The organism is Campylobacter coli LMG 9860, assembly GCF_000254135.1.
Classification (GTDB): Bacteria; Campylobacterota; Campylobacteria; order Campylobacterales; family Campylobacteraceae; genus Campylobacter_D; species Campylobacter_D coli.
This window is the reverse complement of record NZ_AINS01000019.1, coordinates 13826-39931: the sequence shown is the minus strand read 5'-3', so window position 1 is coordinate 39931 and position 26106 is coordinate 13826. Positions and strand designations below refer to the sequence as shown.

Here is a 26106-nt window from a genome sequence, read left to right as displayed (position 1 = left end):
TGACCAAATTCATCATTGCTTTTTACATCAATAGTAGAAACATTTTTAGTTTTATGGTTGATGAAATCGAAGAATGAAGTTAAACCTGTTTGGATAGCTGCAAGTGGGGAGAGGTATTTTGATACGATGAAATAAAGGAGGATGACGCTAAATACTACTACAATAATGACAACAATGGCTTGAATAAATGCAGCTTTATAAATAGGTTTATTTATAATATCAGCGCTTTCGGTAATACAAGCTGTATAAGCAAAGACTTTAGTACAAGCTCCAAGTCTTTCTTTGCCGTCTAATCCATAATTAAAAAAGTTATGGTCTCCATGTGTTTTATATGCATTTAGAACAGGAGAATGATCAATGGATGGATTTAATAATTCTTTATTGGTTGCTGCAAATATTTTATTTTTTTGATCAAATAAAAAAGTATTTCCAGGAGTGTTTGCAACTAAATTTTGCAAATCTTCTGATGGTATATCGACACCCAGTACTCCTATGATTTTGCCATCTTTATAAATAGCTTTTGAATATGTTATTACATATTGTTTTAAATTTGTATCTAAATATGCTGGTGTATCAAAAATATCATTTGTTTTTAAAGCTTCTTGATACCAATCTTTTGTCTTTATATCTAAATCATCACGTAATTCAGGCATTTTTGCATCATTAGATTTTTGACTAAGTAAAACTTTTCCATTGTTTAAACCTAAATAAACATTTAGTGCATTTATACTATGACGATAATATTTCAATATTGGACCAACATTGTTAATAATATTTTCTTCAGTGATTAAAGATTGATAAGGTAAGTTCGCGATATCTTTTTCTAAAGCTCTAATAAAAGATTGATTTGTGGAACGGAAATCTTCAACGGTAGATTGTGTGACTTTAAGTAGGTCAGTTTGATTTTTAAGAGTGCTTTCATATAGTGAGGTTTTTGTAAAATAAAAACTTACAATACCTAGAACAATTAAGGCAAAAATTGCAATTAAATTTGCAATGAGAGAAAGTTTGATTTTAATACTATTCATTATTTTCCTTTTAATTTTTGTTATTTTTAGTATAAAACTAATAATTTGGCTATTATTTTATCACAAAAAAATAAAAATAAATTTTTTATTTTTATTTTAAAAAGGAGAAAATATGGTTTATACTATGAAAAGAGGTAGAAAAAGAAACAAAAATTAGCGCTCATACTTTAAGATTTTGGGCTAAAAAAGGTTTGTTTCCTTTTGTTCAAAAAGATGAAAATAGTGTGAAATATTTTTCAAAAAGCGATATAGAATGGGCAAAATGGATAGAATGGCTTAGAATTTCAGGTATGCCAATAGAACAAATCAAACATTATATAAAACTTTGCTCTTTGGGTATAAAAACTGCCAAAGAAAGACAAGAGATGTTAAAGCAAACAAAGAAAAAATTACAAAACCAGATTAAAACATTAAAAGAAAGTGAAAAAGTTTTAAGCAAAAAGATAAAAATTTATGAAGAAATGCTTGTAAATGAAGCCGATGGGTTTAATCCAGAAAGCAAGGACTATCAACCTTGTGATAAGTTTTGCAAAGAATCATGAGGCTTGATTCATTTTTTAGAATTTAAACTTTTGCCTAATGCCCATTTTACAAGTAAGATAAGTACAGGAACTTCTACTAAGGGGCCTATAATGCTTGCAAAAGCTTGTTCTGAGTGAAGCCCAAAAGTAGCAATACAAATGATTATAGCTAATTCAAAGTTATTTCCACTAGCACTAAAGCATAAAGAACAAGTTTTAGGATAAGAAAGATGATTTTTCTTAGAAATAAACCAAGTTAGAAAAAACATGAAGATAAAATACAAAGTCAAAACAAAGGCTATTTTTAAAGCTTCTAAAGGCAGGTGAAATACTTCATTTGCTTTGTAAGAACACATAATGATAATAGTTGCTAGCAGGGTGATAAGAGTTATAGGGCTGATTTTAGGTAAAAAGGTATTTTCGTACCATCGTTTGCTTTTGTATTTTAAAAGTAGGGTTCTTGTTATAAAGCCCATTAAAAAAGGAATTCTAAATAAATCAAAACATTTTTACTTAGAGCTGAAAAATCTATATCTAAACTTGTAGCTAAAGTGCTTTGACCTGGTAATTTTGGTAAAAAATCTAGATAAATATAAGCCAAAGTGGAAAAAAAATAAAATTTGAAAAATGCTATTCATCGCTACTAAAGCACTGGTGTATTCTCTATCGCCTTTTGCTAAATCGCTCCATATCACCACCATTGCGATGCATCTTGCCAAGCCGATGATGATAACTCCTTGCATATATAAAGGCTCGTCTTTTAAGAAAATAAAAGCTAAGATAAACATAAGCAAAGGGCCTATGAACCAATTTAAAATCATAGAAAGCAAGATAACTTTTTTAGAATCAAATACCTTTGAAAGCTTTGCATAATCAACCTTAGCCAAAGGCGGATACATCATCAAAATAAGACATAAAGTCAATACTACATTTACAGACTTGTACTCAAATAAATTCCACAATAAAGCGATATTAGGAAAAATGATACCTAAAACCAAGCCTAAAAAATAGCTAAAAATATCCAAAGCGTGAGAAATCTATCGATAAAACCTAACATGTAAAGTCCTTAAGAGAATTTGTCTTTATGGCTTGTAAAAGAGCTGTTATTTTATAATCTAAAATTTGAATTATTTTTTAAACTCATCATCACAGCTTCCGCTAGGATCTTTTAATCCAAAATCAAAATAATATCTTGATTTTAAGCTAGGACAAGCCACACCACAACCCATACTTACGACTATGTCTAAATTTTGAGGCAAAGAATCAATGAGTTTAGAATAATGCTTTTTCATATTGATTTGATAAATTTCATGTATAAGTCTTATAGCCTGTGAATTTACACCCTTAGAAGTGTCGCTTCCTGCGGAAAATACTTCGATATCTACGCCCATTTTTTCAGCTTTATACCTAGCTAGTGCTTCTGCCATTTGAGAACGGCAGCTATTGTGAATACAAATAAATGCAAGTTTCATTTATCATTCTCGCAAGTGTTTTGTTCTAAAACTATGTTGTCAATATCTAGATTTTTAATATTTTCAAAAAGGTCAGAGTGTAGCTTTAAAAGATCATCGTTGATACCATAATACGCCCAAGTTCCCTTACGCTTGACATATAAAAATCCTGCATCTTTTAAAATTTTTAAATGTCTTGAAAGTCTTGATTGCCCCATGTTTAAAAGTTTTTGCAAATCACACACGCAAAGTTCTTGATATTTTAAAAGATGGTATAAGACAAGCACTCTGCTTTCATCGTTGATCGCTGAAATGATGGTTAAAAACTTTTGCATTTATTTTCCTTATATGAAATTTATAAGCATACCAAAAGATATGGCTACGCTTAAAATGATAGCTATAAACAATAATAAAAATTTCATCTTAAACATTTGCTTAAGTAAAACAAGTTCGGGTAAAGAACACCCCGCACCTGCGATTAAAAAACTCATAATCACACCTTGAGAAATTCCCATTTGTAAAAGTATCAAGCCTATAGGGATGATGGTTTCTACTCTTAAGTAAAGCAAAACTCCAAAAAACGCTGCTAGGATAATGCTTAAAATTTCATTGCCACTTAGGTATTTTTGTAAAATTTCTTGAGGGATGAAATCATGGATCAAAGCTCCTATAAGCACTGCGATTACTATATAGGGTAGCAATTTTTTATAGTTTGCAATACTCTCTTTAAAAAGTTTTTTGAAATTTATCTTTGTATCGTTAGTTTTGTTTTGAGTGTTAGCACAACAAGAGCTTGGTTTAAAGACTATTTTACCTATGTTTTTAGCATTTTGTGTGAAAATGCTTGGGGCTGAGTTTTTAGGAGTATGTTTTAAAAAGTACTCTTCTTTAAATTTTGAAAAAATAAGAGAAATTATAAAAATAAAAATTACTAAAAACAATACATACATAAGACTTAATTTCAAGCCAAAGGTAACAAAAAGCATGGTAAAAATGATAGGATTTATAAGAGGTGAGGTAAAAAGATAAGCCAAGCACACGCTAAGTTTTACCCTAGCTTCTAAAAATGCTTTTAAAAGCGGTATGGTAGAGCAGGAGCAAAAAGGCGTTAAAGCACCTAAAAATATAGCTTTAAAATAGCTTGAAATTTTATCTCCGCTCAGTTGTTTTCTAAACATTCCTTCATATTTTTGGTTGATAATGCTAATAAGAAAAGAAATTCCTATAAAAAGCACAGAAAGCTCGACAAATAGATATAAAAACTCTTTAAAAGTGTTAAAAAATACTTGCATTGTTTTTCCTTGTAAAAATTTTTAGAGCAGTGTAATATAAATTTATTAATATGTCAATATATATTTATATATTGATAATGTAATATATATACAGAGTGTTTTAAAATAAAGTTTTTACTTGAAATAATAAAGTTAAGATATAAAAGTTAATTTTAAAATTTCTATAGTTACTATTTAGATGTTGTATATTTTAAAAATGCAAACTTAAAATATTAGCATAATAAGGATATTTGAATTTATAACAATTTTCATTAATAATGCAAATTATCGTTTATAGTTAAATATTACAATGCCTACTTAAAAATTTTGAAACTAGGAGTTTGTAATGAAAAAATATATTAGTAGCTGTTTGGCTATTTGTTGTTTAAGTAGTGCTATTTATGCAAATGATGTAAAATATAATGCACAAAAAATAGCGGATATTTTTTATCAACTCAATGCGGATCCTAAAAATCCCAAAGTAAAAGTTAATCATGCAAAAGGTTTTTGTGCTATGGGAACTTTTGAGCCAGCACAATCTATTAATAAAGAAATTGATGTGCCTTTATTGACATACAAAAGTTTACCAATTCAAGTAAGGTATTCTTTAGGTGGAGCTTTTAAAGATGATAAAAGCAAAACAAGAGGCATGGCTATTAGAATTACTGATCCTCAAGATTCTGCTTCTTGGACTATGGTTATGTTAAATACAGAAATAAATTTTGCAAAAAATCCTAAAGAATTTGGTCAGTTTTTTGAAATGAGACTTCCTGTAAATGGTAAAGTTGATCAAGAAAAAATAAGTAAAATGATGCAAGAGATTGATTCCTATAGAAATTTTGCTGCATATACTGATAAAATTGGTATTAGCAAAAGTGTAGCAAATACTCCATTTTTTAGTATTCATACTTTTTATTTTAAACAAGCAGATGGAGAAAATTATTTGCCAGCGAGATGGAAATTAGTTCCAAGTGAAGGTGTGGCGTATTTAAATGAGGCGCAAATGAAAAGCGCAAGTAGTGATTTTTTAAAAGAAGATTTCAAAGATCGCGTAAAGACTAATAAGCCAGTAGAATATAAAATGTATTTAGTATATGCAAATAAAAATGATATTATTAATGAAACGACAGCTTTATGGAGTGGTAAGCATAAAGAAAGCTTAGTTGGAACTTTTAAAGTTAATGCTTTGAGTGATGAAGATTGTAATTTTGATGTATATTTCCCTTCAGATGTACCTCAAGGAGTAAATCCGCCACAAGATCCTTTGTTCGATGTAAGAAACGAGGCTTATGCTATCACTTTTGGCATGCGTCAATAAATCTTTACTTTCAAGGGTTAAAGTCTTTTAAGAACTTATACTGTTTTGCCAAAGCTTGTCTTAAGATTAAGCTTTGGGGATTCATTTTTTTATGTTTGTGAAAAATATAGGTTTTATGAGATATAAAATACAAGTGATAATTTAGTATTTTTGAAATATAAAAATGTGATTTTAGAGTAAAAATATAAAAATAATTAACCCTAGTATTCTATATAATATTTACACTTATACTTTATAATTTAGTAAATACTAAAAAAGGAAAAAAATGAAAACTTTAATCATTTTCGCACATACATTTTGGGAAGATTCTAAGGCAAATAAGGCTTTGTTTGAAAGCATTAAAAATTCAAAACAAGTACAAATTCACAATCTTAGCGAAATTTACAAAGAGGGTAAAATCGATGTCAGTAAAGAAATGGCTTTGTTAAAAAATGCCGATAAAATCATCTTTCAATTTCCACTTTTTTGGTTTAGCACTCCAGCGCTTTTAAAAGAGTGGCAAGATAGGGTTTTAACAGCAATTCTTTATGGAGAAAATAAAGAACTTTTAAAAGATAAAAAATTTCAGATTGTAACGACTTTAGGCGGCGCGCAAGAGAGTTATGATGGGCATCATGGTGCGACTTTAGAAGAGCTTTTAAAGCCGATTTGTTATGCATTTGAATATCTAGGATGTAAGAGTTTAAAGCCTTTTGCAATCTTTAGTGCAGATGCAAATAAGCTTGATTTAAAAGCTTATCAAGACGCTATAAGTCAAAATTCAGGGTGTTCTTAAATACTTTTTATAAATTTAAGAAAATGCTTACAACTTACAAAAAATTTCTAAAACTCTAGCAATATAAAAAGCTTGAATTTAAGGTGATTGATCGCCTTAAATTTTTTAATTAAATTTTAATCCTCAAAATTTCTAAGCAAGGGATAAATTTTTATTTTTTATAAACACTGAACTAATATTTATAGTATAATTTTTTCCAAATTTTATGTATCAAATTGGCGATATAAAGGAAGATAAAATGACTTATGACATAGCGGTTATTGGAAGTGGTAGTGTGGGGAGTTTTGCGGGGTATTATGCGGCTAAAATGGGCTTAAAAACCTGTCTTATAGATAAATTTCAAGCACCCCATACTCAAGGTTCTTATCATGGTGATACAAGGATTTTTCGTATAGCTTATGGCGAGGGTGAAAAGTATATACCGCTTTTACAAGAGGCATACACGCTTTGGGGAGAATTTGAAAAAGAGCAAAATATCAAGCTTTTTGAGCGTTGTGGGCTTTTAAATATCGGCTCAAATTCTACTTTTATGCAAAATGTGCTTTCAAGTGTGAAAAATTACGATCTTAAAGCAAAAATTCTAAATGCCAAAGAATTGCAAGAAAATTATAATATTTGCGTATCGGATGATTTTTTCGGCGTGTTAGAAACAGACACAGGCTTTGTGTATAGTGATTTGAGTGTAAAAAGTGCTATCAACGCTGCTTGCAAGCTTGGTGCGCATACTTTGTGTGATGAAATCGTGCGCATATGTAAAGAAAATGGAGTGTATAAAATACAAACACAAAATTCCAGCATACAAGCAAAACAAATTCTAATCAGTGCAGGAAGTTATGTCAATGAAGTATTGGGCGTGTGTGAATTTGACTTGCCAAAAGTGCCTGTGGGCATTAGACGCAAAGTGGTGAATTGGTTTGATACGGATTCTTATAAACTCTCACAAGGTTTTCCAGCGTTTATACTCGAATTTGAAGACGATTATTTTTATGGTTTTCCTGATTTTGCAGATGGATTAAAAGTGGGTAGAGATAAAGTAGGGGAGATCATTAGCACCCGCGAAGAACGCGTGGAATTTGGATCTTATGAGCAAGATACTCTTGATATAGACAAGCATATCAAAGAATTTTTTCCTGATTTAAAAGATTTTAGCAAAGGCAGTGTTTGCACCTATCCTTTAAGCCCTGATGATGATTTTATCATCGATTTTTTAGATGAAAATCTCTTTTTTATGGGTGGGCTTAGTCATGGGTTTAAATTTGCTCCCGCACTTGGACTTTTAGGCGTGAAAGCATTGCAGACTCAAAAGCTAGATCCGAGTATAAAGCAGTATTTTAGCCTAAAGCGTTTTGGATAAAGCTGTATAACCCTTATATTTAAGGGTTATTTAATACGCTCTAATTCTTCTATAACCAAAGGCAAATCTTTAAAGCCTTCGCTTTCCATAAAATGTCCACCATTTGGAGTTTGTATGAATTTAGCATTTAGCTTTTTGGCTAAATTTTCACTCACCCAAATTGGCACGACTTTATCGTCTTTTGCGCTGATGATGATTTTGTGAATTATCATGTTATCAAGCTTTTTATAGTCTAATTTTGGCTTTATAAAATCATTTAAAATAGGCAATTTTGCCAAAGGTTCATCAAAGGGTGCAACCATTATTACACCGCCGATTTTAGTCCTTTCATCAAGCGAATTTAAAAAATCAAGCACCGCAACTCCACCTAAAGAATGCGTGATAAAAAAGGTATTTTCATCAAGTTTTGTGAAATTTTGACTCATGGTTTGCATCCACTCATCAAGCTTAGGCGAAAAAGCATTAGGGAAACTTAAAAGTAAAACTTCATGATTTTTAGCTTTTAAATTCTTTGCTACACTTGGTAAAAATCCGTAATTCTCATCGCTGCCATAGCCATGCACGATATAAATTTGCTTAGCAAAAACAAAGCTAATACAAAGACAAAGCAAAAAGATGATTTTTTTCATAAGTGTCCTTTCTAAAATTCAGTAGTTTAGATAATATTTTGTATTTTTTGCAAAAGCTCATTGGCTTTTTCTTGATTTGCCTTTAAAGTGCTTAGGATTTCTTCTACTTCACGCAAGGTTTTTTCTTCTTTGGAATTTGGATTTTTAGCACTTATATCATAGTTTCTTTCTTCAAGTTCTTTTATGCTAACTAGATAAGAATGAGGAGTGATTTTTCTTTCCTTATAGATTTTTAAAAATTCCTCAAAATGTGCGTATTCTAAAGGCTTGTTTTTGGTGAGTTTAAAAGGTGGTATAAGCTCATAATAATACACCTTATCATCTTCACCACAAATACTTCTTTTTCCTTTTGAGAAAAAAAGCACATTGGTTTTTACCGCACTATAAGGTAAAAATACCCCGCTTGGCAAGCTTAAAACGCATTCGAGATTGAAATTTTCTAGCAAGTCTTTTTTCACGCTTACAAAGGCATTTGAATTTTGAAAAAGCACGCCCTCAGGCACTATTATAGCACATCTTCCGTTGTTATTTAAAGATTTTAAGATATGTTGTAAAAATAAAAGCTCAGTAGCGTTTGATTTTACGGGAAAGTTGTTTTGAATTTGTTCTTTTTCCTTGCCTCCAAAGGGTGGATTTGCCAAAATCACTTCATATTTTTCGCTTTGGGTTATGTCTGTGATTTTTTTATTTAGAGTGTTTGTTTTGATGATATTTGGAGATTTTACCTCGTGCAAGATCATATTCATCACGCCCATTGCGTAGCTTAGTGGGGTTTTTTCTTTGCCAAATAATGCATCATTTTGTAAAAATTCAAGCTCTTCTACGCTTAAATTTGCTTTTTTGTTTTTATTCCTGTCTTCATACAAGATATGCAAAAAGCTTTCTACTAAAAACCCACAACTCCCACAAGCAGGATCATAAATCCTTTCTTTTGCTTTAGGATCTATCACTTCTACCATAGCTCTTATCAAAGGGCGTGGCGTGTAAAATTCTCCACTATTTCCCCCATCGCTTCCCATATCTTTTAAAAGCTTTTCATAAACTTCACCTAAGGCAAATACATCACTTTCTTTACTAAAGCTTAGCTCATCGACTAAATTTATAACCTCTCTTAAGGTGTGTCCATTGGCTATGCGATTGTCTATAAACTCGAAAATTCCGCCTATTTTATACTCTATGCTTTTGAAATTTTCATTATCTTTAAAGCTTTTTAGATATGGAAAAAGCTCGTTATTTACAAAGTTAAGCAAATCATCTCCGCTTAAAGCATTTTTTACATCAAGTTTGCCTTCACTTGTTTTTGGAGCTGCCCATATTCTCCAGCTGAATTTTTCTTCTAAAATGCTTTTATATGCTTTATCATTTAAGATAGCTTCTAGTTTTAATTCTTCTTCATAATCATCTAAAAATTTTAAAAACAATATCCAGCTGATTTGCTCACTATAGTGCATCGCACCGCTTATACCATCATCGCGTCTTAGTATGTCTGTGATTTTGTCGATTTTATTTTGCATTTAAAAAATTCCCTTTTTAAAAAGTCTTAAAAGTTCTATATTTATATAATAATGATTTCTACCTATTTTAATGCATTCTAATACCCCTAAATTTTCACAAATTTTAAGATATTTTGAGGCACTTTGCCTAGAAATATTTAATTTTTCTATCAAAAAATCTATCTTTGTATAAGGATGAGAAAACAAAAGCTCTACAAAATCTTTACTATAAAAATTCGTTTTATTTTGTAAAATTTCACCTACATTAGACATCATTTTTTCTATCTTAATGATAGTTTCAATAGTTTTTGCAGCGGTTTGCTCTATGCCTTTAAGTATGTATTCTATCCACTTTAAAATATCCCCTTCATCACGCACTTTTTGCAAAAGCTTATAATACTCATCTTTATTTTTTACTATATAAGCACTAAGATATAAAATAGGAAAATCCAAAAGTCCTTTATATACTAAATAAAGTATATTTATAATCCTACCCGTTCTGCCATTGCCATCATAAAAAGGATGAATGCTTTCAAATTGATAATGTATAATTGCCATCTTTACCAAAAAATCAAATTCATCTAAACTATCATCGTTAATGTATTGCTCTAAATTTCTCATAAGCTCTTGTATGTCGCTATGATTTTGTGGGGGTATGTGTTTGATTTCTCCTGTAATAGGGTTTTTAAGCATTGTGCCACTTTGTTTTCTAAAGCCTGCATTGTTTCTTTCTAATCTTTTTTGAATTTCTAAAATATGTGCATTTCTTAATAACTGTTCTTTTTTTAATAACTCATATCCTTTTTTCAAAGCACTTTCATAATCTTTCACTTCTTTTGCTGCTCTTGTGAGTTTGTTTTCATCAACATCAGATAAAAAAAGTTCATCATGTGTTGTGATGATATTTTCTATCTCACTCGAATCTTTTGCTTCTTGTAAAATCAAAGCATTGATTAAAATACTTGGATTTGGTATGCTTTTACTAAGTCCATTTAACTCTGCTAATTTTCTAGAAGCTTTAATGATAAGACTATAAATATTTGCATTTAATTCTATATTTAAAGGCAATTTTTGAGGTATAAATTCTTTCATAATTTTCCAATATGTTAATTTTTTCTAAAAATTTTAACATTATAAAAAAATATGTTAAAAAAATCAAAAATTTTTAACATATTAAGCCAATGTGTTAAAATTTGGCGAATTTTTTAACATTATAATTCTCCCTTAAAAGCTTTATTAAGCAAGGATTGCTTAAGCTCTTCATAATCTTTTAGCTCTTTAGTGTAAAGTTCTTTTAAAGCCTTTGCCTTTTCAAAGACAAAATCTAAATGCTCTGCGATTTGCTCTTGTTCTTTGAGTGGGGGTAGGGGGATTTGTAGGGATTTAAATTTTGGTATAGTAAGTTGCTGAATACTAGAACCTTCACCTTTTGCTATAAAAAAATTCAAACAAAAATATAAATAATGTAAGCATAATATATTTTCACAAGGAATTAAAGAAATAAGCCTTACAATAGGAAAATAAGGTTCTTTTCTAATGCAAACAAAACCTATTGTTCCTCTAGCAGATATAGTTAAAGAAGGTTTTATAATGGTAGCTTTATCTGTATATCCAACTAAACCATTATTATTTACACCATTTGCATAAACAGGGATTTGATTTTTGGCAGTTTTACTTTCTGTGCAGTTTTTTGGCTTATCTCCACCCGCAGAAATATTTTCGCTAATCTCTTCTAAGCTTTTCCATTCCCAAGATTGTGGGAGTTTATAGTTTTCTTTAGCATTGTCTTTTAATGGATTGAAAGCTTTTTGCAAGGCGCTTTGCATTAACTCATCTAAATTTAGCAAATCTTGCTCTAAGATTTTTATACTCTCATCTATCTTTGCAAAACTCTCATCTAAAATTCCCACTATCCTTTCTTGCTCTTTGAGCGGCGGTAACGGAATTTCGATTTGTTTAAGAATTTTTACACTAGCTATATTTTTGATTGCTGAACCTAAGGTGGATTCTAAAATTTTCTCTTGCATTATTGGAGAATTAAAATAATAAATAAAATAACTATTTAAGATTTTTATATTATTAAGCCTTATTTTTAAAAGTGCTTGATTTATAATCCCCATTTCTGTATCTTTGGGTAATTCTACTATTTTTCCCAAAGTTCCAGAACAGCTAATTAGTAGGTCGCCTTCTGTTGCCTTAAACGCTTCTAATTCTTGAAATTTTTCATGCGAAATAAAATATCTTTTCCAATGTGGATCATTGTTTATAGGATTATATTGTTCAAAAATTCTAATACCCTTTTCTACAAAAAAGCTTTTTTTTAAAGCACTTCCAAATGGCCCTCTTTTTATAGAGTATTTATCACTTGATAATATTTCACCAAGTGTTTCCATTTTCCAACCCTGCGGTAAATTTGTCATTGTATTGCCTTTTTCTATTTATTTACCTATGCTTTTAACTAACGCTTTATATTGTTGTTTATCATTTTGTTTTATTGTTTCTAAAATAAATTTAGCTATTTTTTTGCTTTCTTCTATATCAATAGGTTGCATTCCTCTGCTAAGTATCTCTCTTAAATGTGAGTATTCATTTTGATACCTATTTATAATACTTGCTACCATTTTTTGATGATTTTCATCAATCCTATCACTTTGATATGTATCATTAAAAAATCTTTCGATTAATTCTTTATCTAAACTCTCAAAATTATTTGGATATTTAAAAAATAAATAAATCTCAAGAAATTTTCTTAAATTATTTCCAAAATTATAAACAAGAGAAGTTTTTAAATCTTCATCATTTATACCATCAATATTTTTAAACTTATAAATTTGCTCAAAAAGATAATTAAATTCTGTTGTATATTTCTCTAAACATTTAGGTAGTTTTTTAACTTCACTTGTTTCCATACTTTCTTTGACGCTTTTTTCAATAAAATAGTATTGTGGAAAATCATACTCTTTTTCATCATTTTTGCTTTGTTTGGATTTGCTTTTCTTTAATCTTTTTATATATTTTAAAAAATCTAAATTATGCGTAGATATAAAAAATTGCTCAAAAGAATTTTTTCTTACTATTTCATTCTCTATCACAGAAAATATAAAAAATATATGATTATTATCAAGGCTAGAGATAGGATCATCTATCCATATTATAGGATTTTTATCTTTGGTGTTTGCATCTTTTAAACTTGCCACAAAATAACAAAAAGCAATTAAACTACACTCACCCTCACTTAAATTCTTAGCTTGCTTGCCATTTCTTAAAATTTCAAATTCTCCATTTAATTGTCCTTTGTCATCTTTTTTTACTTTTAACTCTAGCATATTATGTCCAAAATATGATTTTAAATATTTGTTTATATTGCTTGTAGAAGTTTCTAGATTACTAAGTTTTTCTTTATATTTTTCTATTCTACTTTCTAAAAGATCTATTTTGTTATTTTGTGTTGCAATACTTTTCTCCAAAGTATTTATATTTTGTTTTAAATTTTGAATTTCATCTTGTATAGCAAAACAATCACTATCTTTAGCAAATTTTGCTACTTCATTCAGTCTTAATTTTTCTCTTGCTTCATCTTGATTTGTTGATAATTTATTTGTGTATTCATCATTTTCTTTGCATAAATTTTCAATTTTATTTAATATTAAAAATATCTCATCTGAAAAATCATTTGTGTTTTCTAATTTTATAGGAGTAAAAACATCTTTTTGTTTTTCTTTTATTTTTTCCTCTATTTTCAATAGCTCTTTGTTATAATTCGCAATATTTGCTCCTAGCTGTTCTTTCAAGCCAATAAAAATATCTTTATAGTTAGAATAAAAATTTTCATATTCAATACCTAGCAATAATTTTTTTGATTCTAGCTTATAGCTTTCAAAATTATCTAGTAAATCTTTTAATTCTTTTTCAATTTGTTCTTTTTCTCCGCTATCATCTTTTATGTTATTTTCAATCCAAGCTATTCTTTCTAGTGTTAAAGGGTTATTGCAAAATTTACATTGCTGTGTAAATGAATGCTCTTTGTGAAATTCCAAACCCTCTTCTAGCCATTTTCTCAATTCGCTTGTTAAATTTTCTTTAATGATAACTTCTTTTTCAAGAATCTTTAATGAATATGTGAAAATACCTTGAAAATTATCTTTATTAAAAGTATTTTTGAAAATTATATTTTGTTTTTCTTTATCTTCTAAGATTTTTATAAGTTGATTTTGTTCTTCATTGTTAAGAATATAAGCATTTATATTATCTTTAATTTCTATTAAATCATTTTCTAAATTTCTTTTATCATAATTACTGCCCTGTTTTATTAAATTTGGTTCACTTTTTACTAACTTAGCTTTATCTATAAGCTTTTCGTTTAAAGTTTTTATTTTGGCTTGTTGTGTTTTAGAAATATTTTCCCGATTGGCTTGTATATCTTTTAATTTTTCATTTCTTGTTTTTAAAATTTCCTTTCTTTTTTCAATACTTTCTTTTATATCTTTTTGCTCCACACCTATACTTTTAAAACCTTTTATATTCCCTTTTTTATCATATAGATAATTTAAATTTTCCTTTACAAAATCACTATTATAAACTCTAATATCTAGATTAGAATTTATAACATCATTTTGGGTTAAAAAACTACCATCTTCTAGTTTTATTTTAAAATTTCCATCTAAAAAATCTTCATTATGTTTTTTAAGCTCAAAGCTTCTAGCTATCCTTGAAAGTGTCGTTTTACCTGAATAATTTCTGCCATAAAAAATATTGATTGTTTTAAATTCTTCAAGACCATTATCCCATGTAAAATTTTCATAAGAGCCAAAATTTATTTTATCAAATTTTAAGATTTTCATTTTTTACCTCGCATAAATTTCCCTTTGCAAATCATCTACGCTTTGCTTTAAATTCTCCACCCCGCCAAATTCACTGACTATTTCTTTTACATTGCCTAAAGAGCTAAGCTCTATCAAAGGAGCCAAGCTTCTATCAAAATCTTTTATGCCGTATTGCTGATATCTACCGAGTAAAAATTCTATGAATTTCAGAGCTTTTTCTTTTTGGAAGCGTTTTAAAAATTCACTCTTTTCTACTTGTAAAACGCGTTCTTGTCTTGTTTTGATCTCAGCATTAAAACTCAAATGTGCCAAAACATCATATATATCACAATCCTTTTTATCAAAAATTTCACCCAAATCTTTCAAGGCATTTTCATCCACTCCATCTTTTTCAAGGGTTTTTAAGAAATTCAGCCTAGTTTCTTGCTTGCTCCAAATTTCACGAAGTTTTACTTCATCGTCGTAGTATTCTGCTAGCTTGCCTATCAAAAATTCTAAAAATTCTTTAGTGCTAAGTGGTTTGCCATTACTTCCTAGATAGCTTGTGTTTATGTCAAGCACTTTGAGTTTTGTGCCTTTTAAATGCACGGTGATTGCTTTTTTGCTTTCTGTTTCTTTTGTTTTGTCTGATTCTTTTTTATTTTGCTTGCCCCAAATTTCGCTTTTATCTTCTTTATCTTCATCTTTGACTTGTTCGCCATCCCATTTTGGATCATAAAATAACTTTGTCGCACCTACAAAATCTATGATGGTAAAAAAGTCTTTTCCTTCATACACTCTAGTGCCTCGCCCTATGATTTGTTTAAATTCTATGATAGAGCCTATATTTGCCAAAAGTACTATATTGCGGACATTTCTAGCATCTACGCCTGTGGTTAGCATTTTAGAGCTTGTAAGGATTACAGGATAGCTTTTGTCATTGTCTTGAAATTGTTTTAAATATTCAAGTCCTATCTTACCCTCATCGCTCGTAACTCTTACACAATAATCATCTCTTTTAACACTTTTAAATTTATCAATAGCTCTTTTTATATCGCTTGCGTGAGCTTGATTGGCACAAAAGATGATGGTTTTATCCATAGGATCTATAAGTTTTAAAATTTCTTTAGCTAGAAAATCATTATATTGAGGTAGATGGATATTTCTTTCAAATTCACTCATTTTATAAAATCCTTTTTCTAGCTCTCCTTCTATGAGATCATCAGGATTATATACATAGCCTTCGCTAAGTGTGGTGGTGATGCGTTTTACCTTATAAGGGGTTAAAAATCCATCTTCTATACCCTCTTTTAGGCTATACTCATACGCACTTTCACCAAAATACCTGTAAGTGTCTACATTATCACTCTTTTTAGGTGTGGCAGTAAGTCCTAAATGAGTAGCTGATGAAAAGTGCTCTAGTACGCACGCCCAGTTTCCTTCTTCGTTTGCTCCGCCTCTGTGACACTCATCGATGATGATAAGGTCAAAAAAATCTTTTGGGTATTGTAGATAAAATTTGCTCTCTTGTTCTTCTTGGGTATTTTCTTGATCTTTAGAATTTGCAGCTAGACTTTGATAAATTCCAAAGAAAACATTTGCGTTGGTGATGATTTTTCCATCATTTTTTCTAATCTCTTCTGCGCTGATTACTTTACAATCGCTTTCTACTGCGTTAAATTCTCCCAAAGCTTGATCTCTTAAGCTCACTCTATCGCATAAAAACAATATTTTAGGTTTTTGGTCTTTGTTTTCTTTATTCCATCTTGCTTCAAGCAAACGATAACACAAAGCAAAAGCTATAGTCGTCTTACCTGTGCCGGTAGCAAGGGTAAGTAAAATTCTATCTTTACCATTGATTAAAGCTTCTATGACTTTATCTACGGCTATTTTTTGGTAGTATCTTAATGTTTTTTGAGGTATGTATAATTCTCTTTGAGTTAAAAGTTTGTATTGCCATTCTTTTAAATTTCCATAAACTCTTTGAAAAAGTTCGTTAGGGCTTGGAAAATTTTCTATATACTCACCCCTTGAAACCCTTAAATCATACTCATAAATTTTATCGCCATTAGTGCTATAAACAAAAGGCACATTTAAAGTTTTAGCGTATTCTATACCTTGAGATAAGCCATCTAAGGCGTCTTTGTTTTGTTTTTTAGCTTCTATGATGGCAAGATTGTTGTTTTGAAATTTGAGCAAATAATCTGCAAATTTTCTTTCAGCTCTTTTGTTGCCTATGAGTTTGCGTCCATCGGTGAAATAATAATTCCTTATGATATTTTCTTCACTCCAAGAACTAGCATAAAGCTTTGCGTCTATAAGCTTAACCCTTGTATCATCTTCTGAATATAAATTTTGCATTTTTACCCCAAAGTGAAATTAAATTTTGTAATTATAACATTTATAATAAATTTTTAAAAAATTTAATTTCCCTCTTGACTTATAGCTACTCTAATGTTTTATAATTTCAAAAATCAAAAAATAAGGAGAGAAAATGGACTCTAAAATCTTTTTAGAAAATGGTCGCATTCAAAGCAAGGGCTATGCTATGCTTAGCAAAGATGCGAAATTCACACCCTTTGAATTCACACGCCACGCTGTGGGTGATAATGATATTTTGATTAAAATTTTATACGCAGGAATTTGTCATAGCGACATCCACACTGCAAGAAGCGAGTGGGGAGAAGCTGTGTATCCTTGTGTGCCAGGGCATGAGATAGCAGGAGAAGTGATCGCAGTGGGTAAAAATGTGAGCAAATTTAAAGTAGGGGATTATGCAGGGGTTGGCTGTATGGTAAATTCATGCGGAGAATGCGAAGCATGCAAAAAATCCCAAGAGCAATTTTGCGAAAAAGGACAAACCATCTATACTTACAATAGCTGCGATATTTTTCATGATAATGAAAACACCTATGGAGGCTACTCAAACAACATAGTCGTAAGTGAAAAATTTGCTGTTTGTGTGCCAAAAGATGCACCGATGGAAAAAGTCGCGCCTTTGCTTTGTGCAGGAATTACCACTTATTCTCCGCTTAAATTTTCAAACATTAAAGCTGGCTCAAGCGTAGCAGTAGCAGGATTTGGCGGACTTGGTATGATGGCGGTTAAATATGCTGTGAAAATGGGTGCAAAAGTAAGTGTTTTTGCTAGAAATGAAAACAAAAAAGCCGATGCTTTGGCTATGGGCGTGAGTTCTTTTTATACAAGCACAGATAAAAATGCTGTAAAAGAACGCTTTGATCTTATCATTTCTACCATCCCAACTCCTTATGATCCTAGTGCTTATATGGATTTGCTTAAATTTGGCGGTGAAATGGCGATAGTGGGTTTGCCACCTCACGAAGTTGCTCCAAGTATCAGCGTGATAACCTTTGTGCATAAAGCGGGTAAAAAAGTCTATGGTTCACTAATCGGCGGAATCGCAGAAACTCAAGAAATGCTTGATTTTTCTTTAAAACATAAAATTTACCCTGAAACCGAACTCATCACTTCAAAAGATATCGACAAAGCTTATGAAAATCTCACTTCAGGAAAAGCAAAATTCCGCTATGTGATCGATATGAGAGATGAGTAATTAATACTTATCAAAAACTATATCGCTAATGTCAAAACCTTTTTGCTTAGCGATATCTAAAAGTTTATCTATCTCTTTTTTATCGATGATTTTTCTAGATAAAATCCAAAGATACTCTTTATCAGGACTTCCAACGACAGCGACTTCATAGTTTGTGTCTATAAAGAGAATTTCATAATTTGTTTTATTAAATAAATTCATAAAAATGCTAAATTTCACCGATAAAGCTCTTGGGGATTTTACTTTGGCTTTGCCTTGTACTTGCGAAACCTCTCCATCTTTTTTAACACAGATATTTTTTATATTTACAACAGGGGTAGAGCCTTCGTATTCTAGTTGATATTCAGCTTTAGACTGAACGCAAGATTTTTGAAAAAATGCAGGTTTTCTAGCCATTTCAAGCCAAGTTCCCATATATTTTTCTAAATTAACATCTCCTATAAGTTCTATCATGATATCCTCCTTTTGTTTTTTGAAATATTCTTTATATCTGATTAAATCATCACTTTATGTATTGACATTATAACTTGCATAAATTAAAATTGCGAGTTTAATTTTTTGAAAAAGGTTTTTTTAATGCAACAATCAAGTATAACTATAAACAATACTTATCAAATCAAGATCTTAATCACGCTTTGTCTAGGTGTGTTTGGGCTTATCAGTATGGAGCTTGGGGTGATGGGGATCATACCGCTTATATCGGAGAAATTTGGCGTAAGTGTTAGTGATGCGGGGTGGAGTGTGAGTATATTTGCACTTATTGTAATGTGCTGTGCGCCTATAGCACCTATGCTTTGTGCAAATTTTAATCCTAAAAAGCTTATGTTATTTTGCTTGGCTATTTTTTCTCTTAGCTCTTTGGCAAGCATGTTTGTAAATGATTTTTGGCTTCATTTGATCTTAAGAGCTATCCCTGCTTTTTTTCATCCTATTTATCTTGCACTTGCTTTTAGCACAGCCGCAAATTTAGCAGATGATAAAAGTAAAGTACCCCATATAGTCGCAAAGATTTTTATGGCTATTAGCGCAGGTTTGGTTCTTGGTGTGCCCCTTAGTAGTTATTTTGGTGGGAATTTTAGCTTTGAAATGGCGATGGCTTTTTATGTGGTGATCAATTCTTTAGCGTTTTTTATCACTTTGTTTTTTATGCCTGAATTTAAAAAGACAAGTAGGATAAAGGTAGGAAAACAGCTTTTAAGTCTAAGATATGCGCTTTTGTGGATTTCTATGCTTGCTGTTTTTTGTATTTCGACTGGATATTTAGGATTTTATTCTTATTATTCTGAATTTTTATTTAGCGTGAGTAAAATGAGCTTTACAAATATCAGTTTAGCACTTTTTATTTATGGTTTTGCAAGTATTATTGGTAATAATATCGCAGGAAAAACTTTAGTCAATCACTCAAATCAAACGCTTATATTTGCTTCTATGGCAATGATTTTGATATATGCTTTGATTTTTGTAAATGCAGCGCAATTTGCAATCATGCTTACATTAAGTTTGATTTTGGGAATTGTAAATGGGGCTATGAATAATGCAATGCATTATATCATCACTTTTCCTTTCCCTAGGGCAAAAGATTTTACCAATGGGCTTTTTATAAGTGTTTCAAATATTTCTATCAGCGTAGGTGCTACTCTTTGTGGCTTAGTCATTTCTATAAAAGAAACTAAATACATTGCGATAAGTTCTATCATCATGGTGGGCTTAGGGCTTATTTTGGTATTGGTTAGAATGAGATTAGAAGATAAAAAATTAAAAATTTAATTATAAAGGAGAAAAGATGAAAAATATACTTTTATTAAATGGAGCAAAAAGTTTCGGACATTCAGGCGGCAAGCTCAATGATACTTTGCACGAAGTGGCAAAAGAAAGCCTTTTGAATTTGGGATTAAAGGTCGATGAAACCTATATCGATAAGGGATATGATATAGAAAATGAAGTTGCAAAGATACTTAATGCTGATGCGATCATCTATCAAATGCCAGGATGGTGGATGGGTGAGCCTTGGATAGTGAAAAAATACATTGATGAGGTTTTTACTGCAGGGCATGGAAAATTTTATGCAAACGATGGTAGAAGTAGAGAAGATGCAAGTAAAAAATATGGCAGCGGCGGACTTGTAAATAATAAAAAATATATGTTTAGCCTTACTTGGAATGCACCACTTGAAGCCTTTAATGATAAAGATCAGTTTTTTGAAGGTGTGGGCGTAGATGGAGTGTATTTGCATTTACACAAAGCAAATCAGTTTTTAGGTATGAAGCCTTTGCCGACTTTTATTTGCAATGATGTGATGAAAAATCCACAAGTAGAAAAATACATCGAGGATTATAAAGCGCATTTGCAAAAAGTGTTTAGCTAAGCTAAATAGCAAATGTAAAATTTGCACCATTTCATAGATGATTTTAAATAAACATTAATTCATGCTGGGTTATTATTTAACCTAGCATTTTGATATCATAAAAACATTCTTATTTATTTCAAAGGTAGTATAAATGGATCGTTCAAAATATTTATTTATCTTGCTTGTTATTGCTATGTTTTTATGGGGTTCTTCATGGCCGACATCTAAGATTTTGGCGAACTATACAGATACTTCTATTATTACCTTCTGGCGTTTTTTCTTTGTTGTATTGGGTTCATTTTTTGTTTTAAGCTTTTTAAAAATTCCTCTTAGACTTGAAAAAAATGCTTTAAAATGGGTCTTGATAGCAGGAGTTTTAAATGGACTTTATGCCTTTGTATTTTTTATCGCTATAAAGCATGGTTTAGCAGGTAAAGGAGGGGTTTTAGTAACCACTATGATCCCTATATTTTCTTATTTGATATTTGTGATAGCGATATTCTTTCAAAAAGATAAAAAATCAACTCACAAGATCACAAAGAGTGAAATTCTAGGCTTATTTTTGGGTTTGATTTCAGGGCTTTGTTTGCTAAATTTAGGCTCTATGGAAGAGCTTTTGGGTAAGTTTAATGCTTTGTTTTTAAGCTGTGCTTTTATATGGGCTTTAATGGCTGTTTTTACTCATAAAGCAAAAGGAACTCATCCTTTGGCGATCAATTTTTATATCAATCTTATGTCATTATTGATGTTTTCATGGGTGTTGTTTGATCTTAAAAGTTATGAGATCTTTCAATTTGATTTTAAATTTTGGATCAATCTTTTTGTGGTGGCTTTTTTATCTACGGTGGTAGGTACGAGTATATATTATTATGGAATTCATATTTTAGGAAGTGTAAAAGCAAATTCTTTTGTTTTAATCACTCCTGCAAGTGCTTTGATTTGTAGCTTTTTTATCTTAGATGAAGTGCCTACTATACTTACTTTAATAGGCTGTGTTTTAGCGATTTTTGCTATATATTTTATCAATATTTATGGCAAGAAAAAATCCTAAGATTTTAAAGATGAATTTAAAATATCGCTTATAAACATATGCCCTGGCGCATGGGTAATCACAAAAGGCAATTTTGCTTTCATTATCACATTTTGTGGAGTTACTCCGCAAGCCCAAAATACAGGAATTTCGCCTTCTTTTATAATAGGATCATCACCAAAATCAGCTTTTAAAATATTATTTATACCAATTTCCTTAGCATTGCCAATTTGCACAGGAGCTCCGTGAACCAAAGGAAAATTAGCAGTGATTTCTTTAGCTTTTTTGGCATTATCAGGAGTAAAGGGACGCATGGAAACAACCATTTCACCGCTAAAAACTCCTACACTTTTGCAAGCAATATTGGTTTTATACATTGGCACATTGCATTTATTGCTAATATGTCTTATTTCTAAGCCTTTTTCAAGTAAAGCTTCTTCAAAAGAAAAGCTACAACCCAGTAAAAAACCTATCAAATCATCGTTATAATACTCGCTTATATCGTAAGCTTCTTTAGTTTTTATCCCATTTTCATAGATAAAATATTTTGGAATATCGGTGTAAATATTTGCATTTTTGGCAATTTTTTGAGTAAATTTACCATGTACTATTTCTAAAAGTGGGCAGGGTTTTGGATTAAGCATGCAAAAGGTTTGAAAGTCTTTAGCGTATTCTTTGGGTAAAATCACCAAATTTGCTTGTGCGTAGCCTAAGGCCATGCCTGAAGTTTGTTCTTTTATCTCACCTTTTGCGATTTTTTCTCTTAGTTCTTTTGGATTCATCTTTATCCTTAAATCAAATTTTCAAAATCAAGATTGATTTTTTTATCCAAAGTCTTAAATTTTTCTTCCCTTTGCTTATAAAGTTCTAAAGCATTTTGCATGCTAATGTTTTCAAATTTAAAATTTGTTCCTAATTTCGCTTGTGCAAGCAAAGGCAAGTCATTTTCTATAACAGAGGCTATTTTTGTATAACCTCCAGTGCTTTGTCTTCCTGCCATTAAAATGATAGGTAGGCCATTTTTTGGCACTTGAATACTTCCAAAAACCGCAGGATCTGAAATAATATCGGCTGAATTTTTATGTTCTATCGTAGTTTTAGCTTCTGCATAAATTGCCATTCTATCGCTTTTTAAGCCTATTTTATAACTAGTATTTAAAAAGGTATTTAAGCCATTTTGCGTAAAAGCATCATCATTTGTGCCTAAAATAACACGGATAGTGGGTTCTTTAGCAAATTGAAAAACAGGATTTTCGCATTCTCTTTTTGATAGATTAAAGGGGATAAAGCTGTTATTTAGTTCTAATACATCATCCTTTTGCAAAGCTCTTCCATTAAATACCCCAACACCCATTTTTACATCGCTTGATTTTGAATTTAAAAAGCTTTTTATCTTAAATCCACCCGCTACGCATAGATAGCCTCGAAAACCTATTTTTGCTAAACCAAGTTCTAAAATATCACCCTTTTTTGCTTGATAAACTTTGCAAGTTTGAATTTTTTTATTATTTAATTTAGCTTCAAATTCTGCCCCGCTTAATACAAAATAGCTTTCATCTAAAAATTCGTATTTTCCACCCTTTAAACAAAGCTCAAGTCCTGCTTCATCTTGTTTATTTCCAAGTAAGATATTTGCAATCCTTAAAGAAAGTTCATCCATCACACCGCTTCTTGCTATGCCTAATTTAGCATAATTTTTACGCCCAAGATCTTGTATGGTGGAATTTATAGAAGCTTCAATGACTTTTATACTCATAAATTTCCTTTTGATAAGCCTTTTTTAAAACTTGTTCTTTAATATCGTAAAATTCATCTTTTGAAATGGCCTTAAATTTTAAAAGCATTCCCGCTTTTAAAAGTGTAGGATTTTTCTCATCCTCTTTGTTAAAAAATTCCAAAGGAGTTCTAGCAATGATTTGCCAACCGCCTGGGCTTGAAATCGGATAAACTCCTGTTTGCTTATCGGCAATACCTACACTTCCTGCCTCAATTTTAGTTCTAGGGCTTGCAAGTCTTGGGGTAAAAAGTCTTTCATCAAGTCCTCCAAGATAGGGAAAACCTGCCATAAATCCTAGCATAAAAACAAGATAATAGGGTTTTGTGTGAAGATTTATCAATTCTTCCTTGGAAAGATTGTGATATTTGCATACAAATTCTAAATCAAGCCCAAATTCTTCATCATAACAAAGTGGAACTTTAATACAGAGATTGGATTTTTTCTCCGTTATTTTAATATCCTTTTTGATTTTTTCCAAAAAATCAAGTAAAGAATTTAAGGATAATACGCAAGGATTAAAATAAATAAGCAAGCTAGAATAAGCACTTACAAGCTCATCTATGCCATAAATTTCATTTTCATTTATGCCTTTTTGAATTCTAGCTTCTGTACTTAAAACCAAAGCATTAATTTGAGGTGAAATTTCTTGTTTAAAGCGCAAAAGCACCGCTTTACTTCCACTAAAATGTACGCTAAACATTTTACATTAACTTTATCATAGAAAGTACAGATAAATAAGACATCAAAGCCACGATCAAAAGCCCAAAAGCACTCATCCATTTAGGATGTTTATAGTCTCCAACTACGCTTTTTTTATGCGCTGCAATTATCATTATAAATAGGGTAACAGGCAAAATCCAACCATTGATCGTCCCAACGATGATTAATATACTTGCAGGAGATTTTCCAAGTATATAAAAAACTAAAGTTGAAACAATAATGAAAAAAATTACCACAAAGCGGTTATATTTTTCAATCCAAGGATGAAAGGATCTTATAAAAGATACAGAAGTGTAAGCAGCCCCGATAACTGATGAAATAGCAGCTAAAAATAGTACTACGCCAAAGATTTTTAAGCCCAAATCCCCTAAAGCATGATGAAATACTGAACCAGCAGGATTTTCTTTATCCAGTATAAAACCAGAACTAACTACTCCTAAAACTGCTAAAAACAAAATCACACGCATGATTCCTGTGATGATGATTCCGCTTACTGCAGCTTTATTAATATAGTTTAAATTTTCTTTTCCATAAAGCTTTGCATCTATAAGTCTGTGCGCGCCTGAAAATACTATATATCCACCCACTGTTCCGCCTACTAAGGTTACTATAGAAATAACATCAATTTGTGTAGGTATAAAGGTTCTAAAAAGAGCTTCGCCAATGGGAGGTTTTGAAGCAAAGGCTACATAAGCAGTAAGTACAATCATCACAAAACCTGCTAAAACGATGAATTTATCCATCAATTCCCCAGCTTTTTTAAAGATAAAAATACCAATAGCGATAATAGCGCTAATAACTGCTGCATTTTCTACGCTAATACCTAATACTATATTTAATCCAAGCCCAGCTCCTGCTATGTTTCCTATATTGAAGAAAAAGCCACCTAGTGCAATTAAAAAAGCTACAAAATAGCCCAAATTGGGTAAAACCATATTGGCTACTTCAGTTCCTCTTTTTCCACTTATCCCTATAATGCGCCAAATATTAAGCTGTGCTCCTATATCCAAAATAATAGAAACAAGTATTACAAAACCAAAACTAGCCAATAAGCTTCCTGTAAATGTTGCTGTTTGGGTTAAAAATCCAGGGCCAATAGCAGAGGTTGCCATCAAAAAAGCAGCGCCCAAAAGAGCGGTTTTGTTTATCATTTTTATCCTTTCTTATAGTTTTTAATTTATAAAATCATTTAAGGCTTTTATTTGAATTTGTTCTTTTGTTAAATTTTCTTTGATTTTTTTAACAAATTCTAATGCTTTTATACCATCTCCATGCACGCAAATACTATCAGCTTTTAAATCAATTTCTTTGCCATTTATGCTTGTAACTTTGCTTTCTTTTATCATTTTTATCACGCGTTTGATGGCTAAATTTTCATCGTGTATTAACGCTCCTTCTAATTTTCTTGAAACTAAAGTGCCATCATCATTATAGGCACGATCTGCAAAAACTTCATTAGCATATCTTAAACCTTTTTTCTTAGCTGCTTCATTCATAGCAGAATTACTAAGCCCTAGAAAAATAATATTTTCATCAAAACTCGCCACTGCCTCACAAAGTGCTAAAGCTAAATTTTCATCAAGGGCTGCCATATTATAAAGTGCTCCATGAGCTTTAAAATGCTGTATTTTCATATCTTTTGCTTTGGCAAAGCCAAATAAAGCTCCTAGTTGATACAAGGCATAGTTTTTAGCCTCTTCAAAGCTTATTTGCATATCGCGTCTTCCAAAACCCAAAAGATCAGGATAAGAGGGATGTGCTCCTATGCAAACATTATTTTGCTTGGCTAAGTTTAAGGTTTTATCCATCACACAAGGATCACCCGCATGAAAACCACAAGCGACATTTACTGAACTTACAAATTTTAAAATTTCTTCATCCATTCCCATTTTATAGACGCCAAAGCTTTCTCCTAGATCACTATTTAAATCTACTTTAAACATTTTTTACCTTATTTGTTTAATATAATCTTAACTTTTATTGTATCTTTTTTTAACCAGACTAAGAATGATATTT

At 30.8% G+C, this 26106-nt stretch carries 22 protein-coding genes and 3 pseudogenes; 8 read left to right on the top strand and 17 right to left on the bottom strand.

All coding sequences use genetic code 11. The annotated features are described in order from the left end of the window. The coding region (locus tag CCO88_RS03405; RefSeq protein ID WP_202897994.1) for a cache domain-containing protein at positions 1-1061 on the bottom strand (1061 nt) is incomplete at its 3' end. 79 nt (positions 1062-1140) lie between these two features. Between CCO88_RS03405 and CCO88_RS03400 the strand changes: the two are divergent. Continuing rightward, positions 1141-1570, top strand: a pseudogene (locus tag CCO88_RS03400) (MerR family transcriptional regulator). A gap of 8 nt (positions 1571-1578) precedes the next feature. Here CCO88_RS03400 and arsB read toward each other — a convergent pair. The 4 genes and pseudogenes from arsB to CCO88_RS03380 all read right to left on the bottom strand — a co-directional run bounded on the left by arsB (position 1579) and on the right by CCO88_RS03380 (position 4292). Then, positions 1579-2448 (bottom strand): annotated as a pseudogene (gene arsB / locus CCO88_RS03395) (ACR3 family arsenite efflux transporter). Positions 2449-2599: 151 nt separating this feature from the next. Further along, a pseudogene (locus CCO88_RS03390) lies at positions 2600-3021 on the bottom strand (arsenate reductase/protein-tyrosine-phosphatase family protein). Next, positions 3018-3335 (bottom strand): ArsR/SmtB family transcription factor, encoded by a 318-nt coding sequence (locus tag CCO88_RS03385; RefSeq protein WP_002830548.1) that lies wholly within the window; start codon positions 3333-3335, stop codon positions 3018-3020. The pseudogene CCO88_RS03390 and the gene CCO88_RS03385 overlap by 4 nt, the downstream one beginning before the upstream one ends. Positions 3336-3344: 9 nt before the next feature. Then, a complete protein-coding gene (locus CCO88_RS03380) occupies positions 3345-4292 on the bottom strand; it encodes a permease (protein ID WP_002781068.1) in 948 nt (315 codons plus the stop codon). A 325-nt stretch (positions 4293-4617) separates the two neighbouring features. Between CCO88_RS03380 and CCO88_RS03375 the strand changes: the two genes are divergently transcribed. The 3 genes from CCO88_RS03375 to solA all read left to right on the top strand — a co-directional run bounded on the left by CCO88_RS03375 (position 4618) and on the right by solA (position 7718). Next, on the top strand, positions 4618-5589 hold the full coding sequence (locus tag CCO88_RS03375) for a catalase (RefSeq protein ID WP_002839403.1): 972 nt from the start codon (positions 4618-4620) through the stop codon (positions 5587-5589). Positions 5590-5854: 265 nt separating this feature from the next. Then, positions 5855-6364, top strand: coding sequence for an NAD(P)H-dependent oxidoreductase (locus tag CCO88_RS03370; protein WP_002781066.1), 510 nt, complete (start codon positions 5855-5857; stop codon positions 6362-6364). A gap of 238 nt (positions 6365-6602) precedes the next feature. Further along, a complete protein-coding gene (gene solA, locus CCO88_RS03365; protein ID WP_002787633.1) occupies positions 6603-7718 on the top strand; it encodes an N-methyl-L-tryptophan oxidase in 1116 nt (371 codons plus the stop codon). 26 nt (positions 7719-7744) lie between these two features. On the opposite strand, the gene CCO88_RS03360 is transcribed toward solA, so the two are convergent. The 6 genes from CCO88_RS03360 to hsdR all read right to left on the bottom strand — a co-directional run bounded on the left by CCO88_RS03360 (position 7745) and on the right by hsdR (position 17003). Continuing rightward, on the bottom strand, positions 7745-8347 hold the full coding sequence (locus tag CCO88_RS03360) for an RBBP9/YdeN family alpha/beta hydrolase (RefSeq protein WP_002778507.1): 603 nt from the start codon (positions 8345-8347) through the stop codon (positions 7745-7747). A gap of 26 nt (positions 8348-8373) precedes the next feature. Next, positions 8374-9861, bottom strand: coding sequence for a type I restriction-modification system subunit M (locus CCO88_RS03355; RefSeq protein ID WP_002839401.1), 1488 nt, complete (start codon positions 9859-9861; stop codon positions 8374-8376). Continuing rightward, positions 9862-10932, bottom strand: coding sequence for a Fic family protein (locus tag CCO88_RS03350; protein ID WP_002839399.1), 1071 nt, complete (start codon positions 10930-10932; stop codon positions 9862-9864). 119 nt (positions 10933-11051) lie between these two features. Then, complete coding sequence (locus tag CCO88_RS03345; protein WP_002839397.1) at positions 11052-12260, bottom strand: restriction endonuclease subunit S; 1209 nt, start codon at positions 12258-12260, stop codon at positions 11052-11054. Positions 12261-12278: 18 nt separating this feature from the next. Then, complete coding sequence (locus CCO88_RS03340; RefSeq protein ID WP_002839395.1) at positions 12279-14681, bottom strand: AAA family ATPase; 2403 nt, start codon at positions 14679-14681, stop codon at positions 12279-12281. Between the two features lie 3 nt (positions 14682-14684). After that, complete coding sequence (gene hsdR / locus CCO88_RS03335; RefSeq protein ID WP_002798739.1) at positions 14685-17003, bottom strand: EcoAI/FtnUII family type I restriction enzme subunit R; 2319 nt, start codon at positions 17001-17003, stop codon at positions 14685-14687. 133 nt (positions 17004-17136) lie between these two features. Between hsdR and CCO88_RS03330 the strand changes: the two genes are divergently transcribed. Then, positions 17137-18216 carry an NAD(P)-dependent alcohol dehydrogenase gene (locus CCO88_RS03330; RefSeq protein WP_002784160.1) on the top strand — a complete coding sequence of 360 codons (1080 nt, stop codon included), beginning with the start codon at positions 17137-17139 and terminating at the stop codon, positions 18214-18216. Here the strand turns inward: CCO88_RS03330 and CCO88_RS03325 are convergent, their stop codons facing one another. After that, positions 18217-18669 carry a lipocalin family protein gene (locus CCO88_RS03325; RefSeq protein WP_002778497.1) on the bottom strand — a complete coding sequence of 151 codons (453 nt, stop codon included), beginning with the start codon at positions 18667-18669 and terminating at the stop codon, positions 18217-18219. A 123-nt stretch (positions 18670-18792) separates the two neighbouring features. On the opposite strand from CCO88_RS03325, the gene CCO88_RS03320 reads away from it, so the two are divergent. The 3 genes from CCO88_RS03320 to CCO88_RS03310 all read left to right on the top strand — a co-directional run bounded on the left by CCO88_RS03320 (position 18793) and on the right by CCO88_RS03310 (position 21614). Further along, positions 18793-19983, top strand: coding sequence for an MFS transporter (locus CCO88_RS03320; protein WP_002787646.1), 1191 nt, complete (start codon positions 18793-18795; stop codon positions 19981-19983). A 16-nt stretch (positions 19984-19999) separates the two neighbouring features. Further along, positions 20000-20581 carry an NAD(P)H-dependent oxidoreductase gene (locus CCO88_RS03315; protein ID WP_002781045.1) on the top strand — a complete coding sequence of 194 codons (582 nt, stop codon included), beginning with the start codon at positions 20000-20002 and terminating at the stop codon, positions 20579-20581. A gap of 133 nt (positions 20582-20714) precedes the next feature. Continuing rightward, positions 20715-21614: a DMT family transporter gene (locus CCO88_RS03310; protein ID WP_002785820.1), complete on the top strand. Its 900-nt coding sequence runs from the start codon at positions 20715-20717 to the stop codon at positions 21612-21614. On the opposite strand, the gene CCO88_RS03305 is transcribed toward CCO88_RS03310, so the two are convergent. The 5 genes from CCO88_RS03305 to CCO88_RS03285 are packed head-to-tail and all read right to left on the bottom strand — an operon-like array spanning position 21611 to position 26033. After that, on the bottom strand, positions 21611-22375 hold the full coding sequence (locus tag CCO88_RS03305) for a putative hydro-lyase (RefSeq protein ID WP_002785821.1): 765 nt from the start codon (positions 22373-22375) through the stop codon (positions 21611-21613). The genes CCO88_RS03310 and CCO88_RS03305 overlap by 4 nt on opposite strands. An 8-nt stretch (positions 22376-22383) precedes the next feature. After that, positions 22384-23349 carry a 5-oxoprolinase subunit C family protein gene (locus tag CCO88_RS03300; RefSeq protein WP_002790390.1) on the bottom strand — a complete coding sequence of 322 codons (966 nt, stop codon included), beginning with the start codon at positions 23347-23349 and terminating at the stop codon, positions 22384-22386. Beyond that, positions 23330-24070, bottom strand: coding sequence for a 5-oxoprolinase subunit PxpB (gene pxpB / locus CCO88_RS03295; protein WP_002787656.1), 741 nt, complete (start codon positions 24068-24070; stop codon positions 23330-23332). Before pxpB ends, CCO88_RS03300 begins: the two co-directional genes overlap by 20 nt. A 1-nt stretch (position 24071) precedes the next feature. Beyond that, positions 24072-25241, bottom strand: a complete 1170-nt coding sequence (locus CCO88_RS03290; protein WP_002781022.1) for an NRAMP family divalent metal transporter — start codon at positions 25239-25241, stop codon at positions 24072-24074. 21 nt (positions 25242-25262) lie between these two features. Beyond that, positions 25263-26033, bottom strand: coding sequence for a LamB/YcsF family protein (locus CCO88_RS03285; RefSeq protein ID WP_002809547.1), 771 nt, complete (start codon positions 26031-26033; stop codon positions 25263-25265). Between the last annotated feature and the right edge of the window lie 73 nt (positions 26034-26106).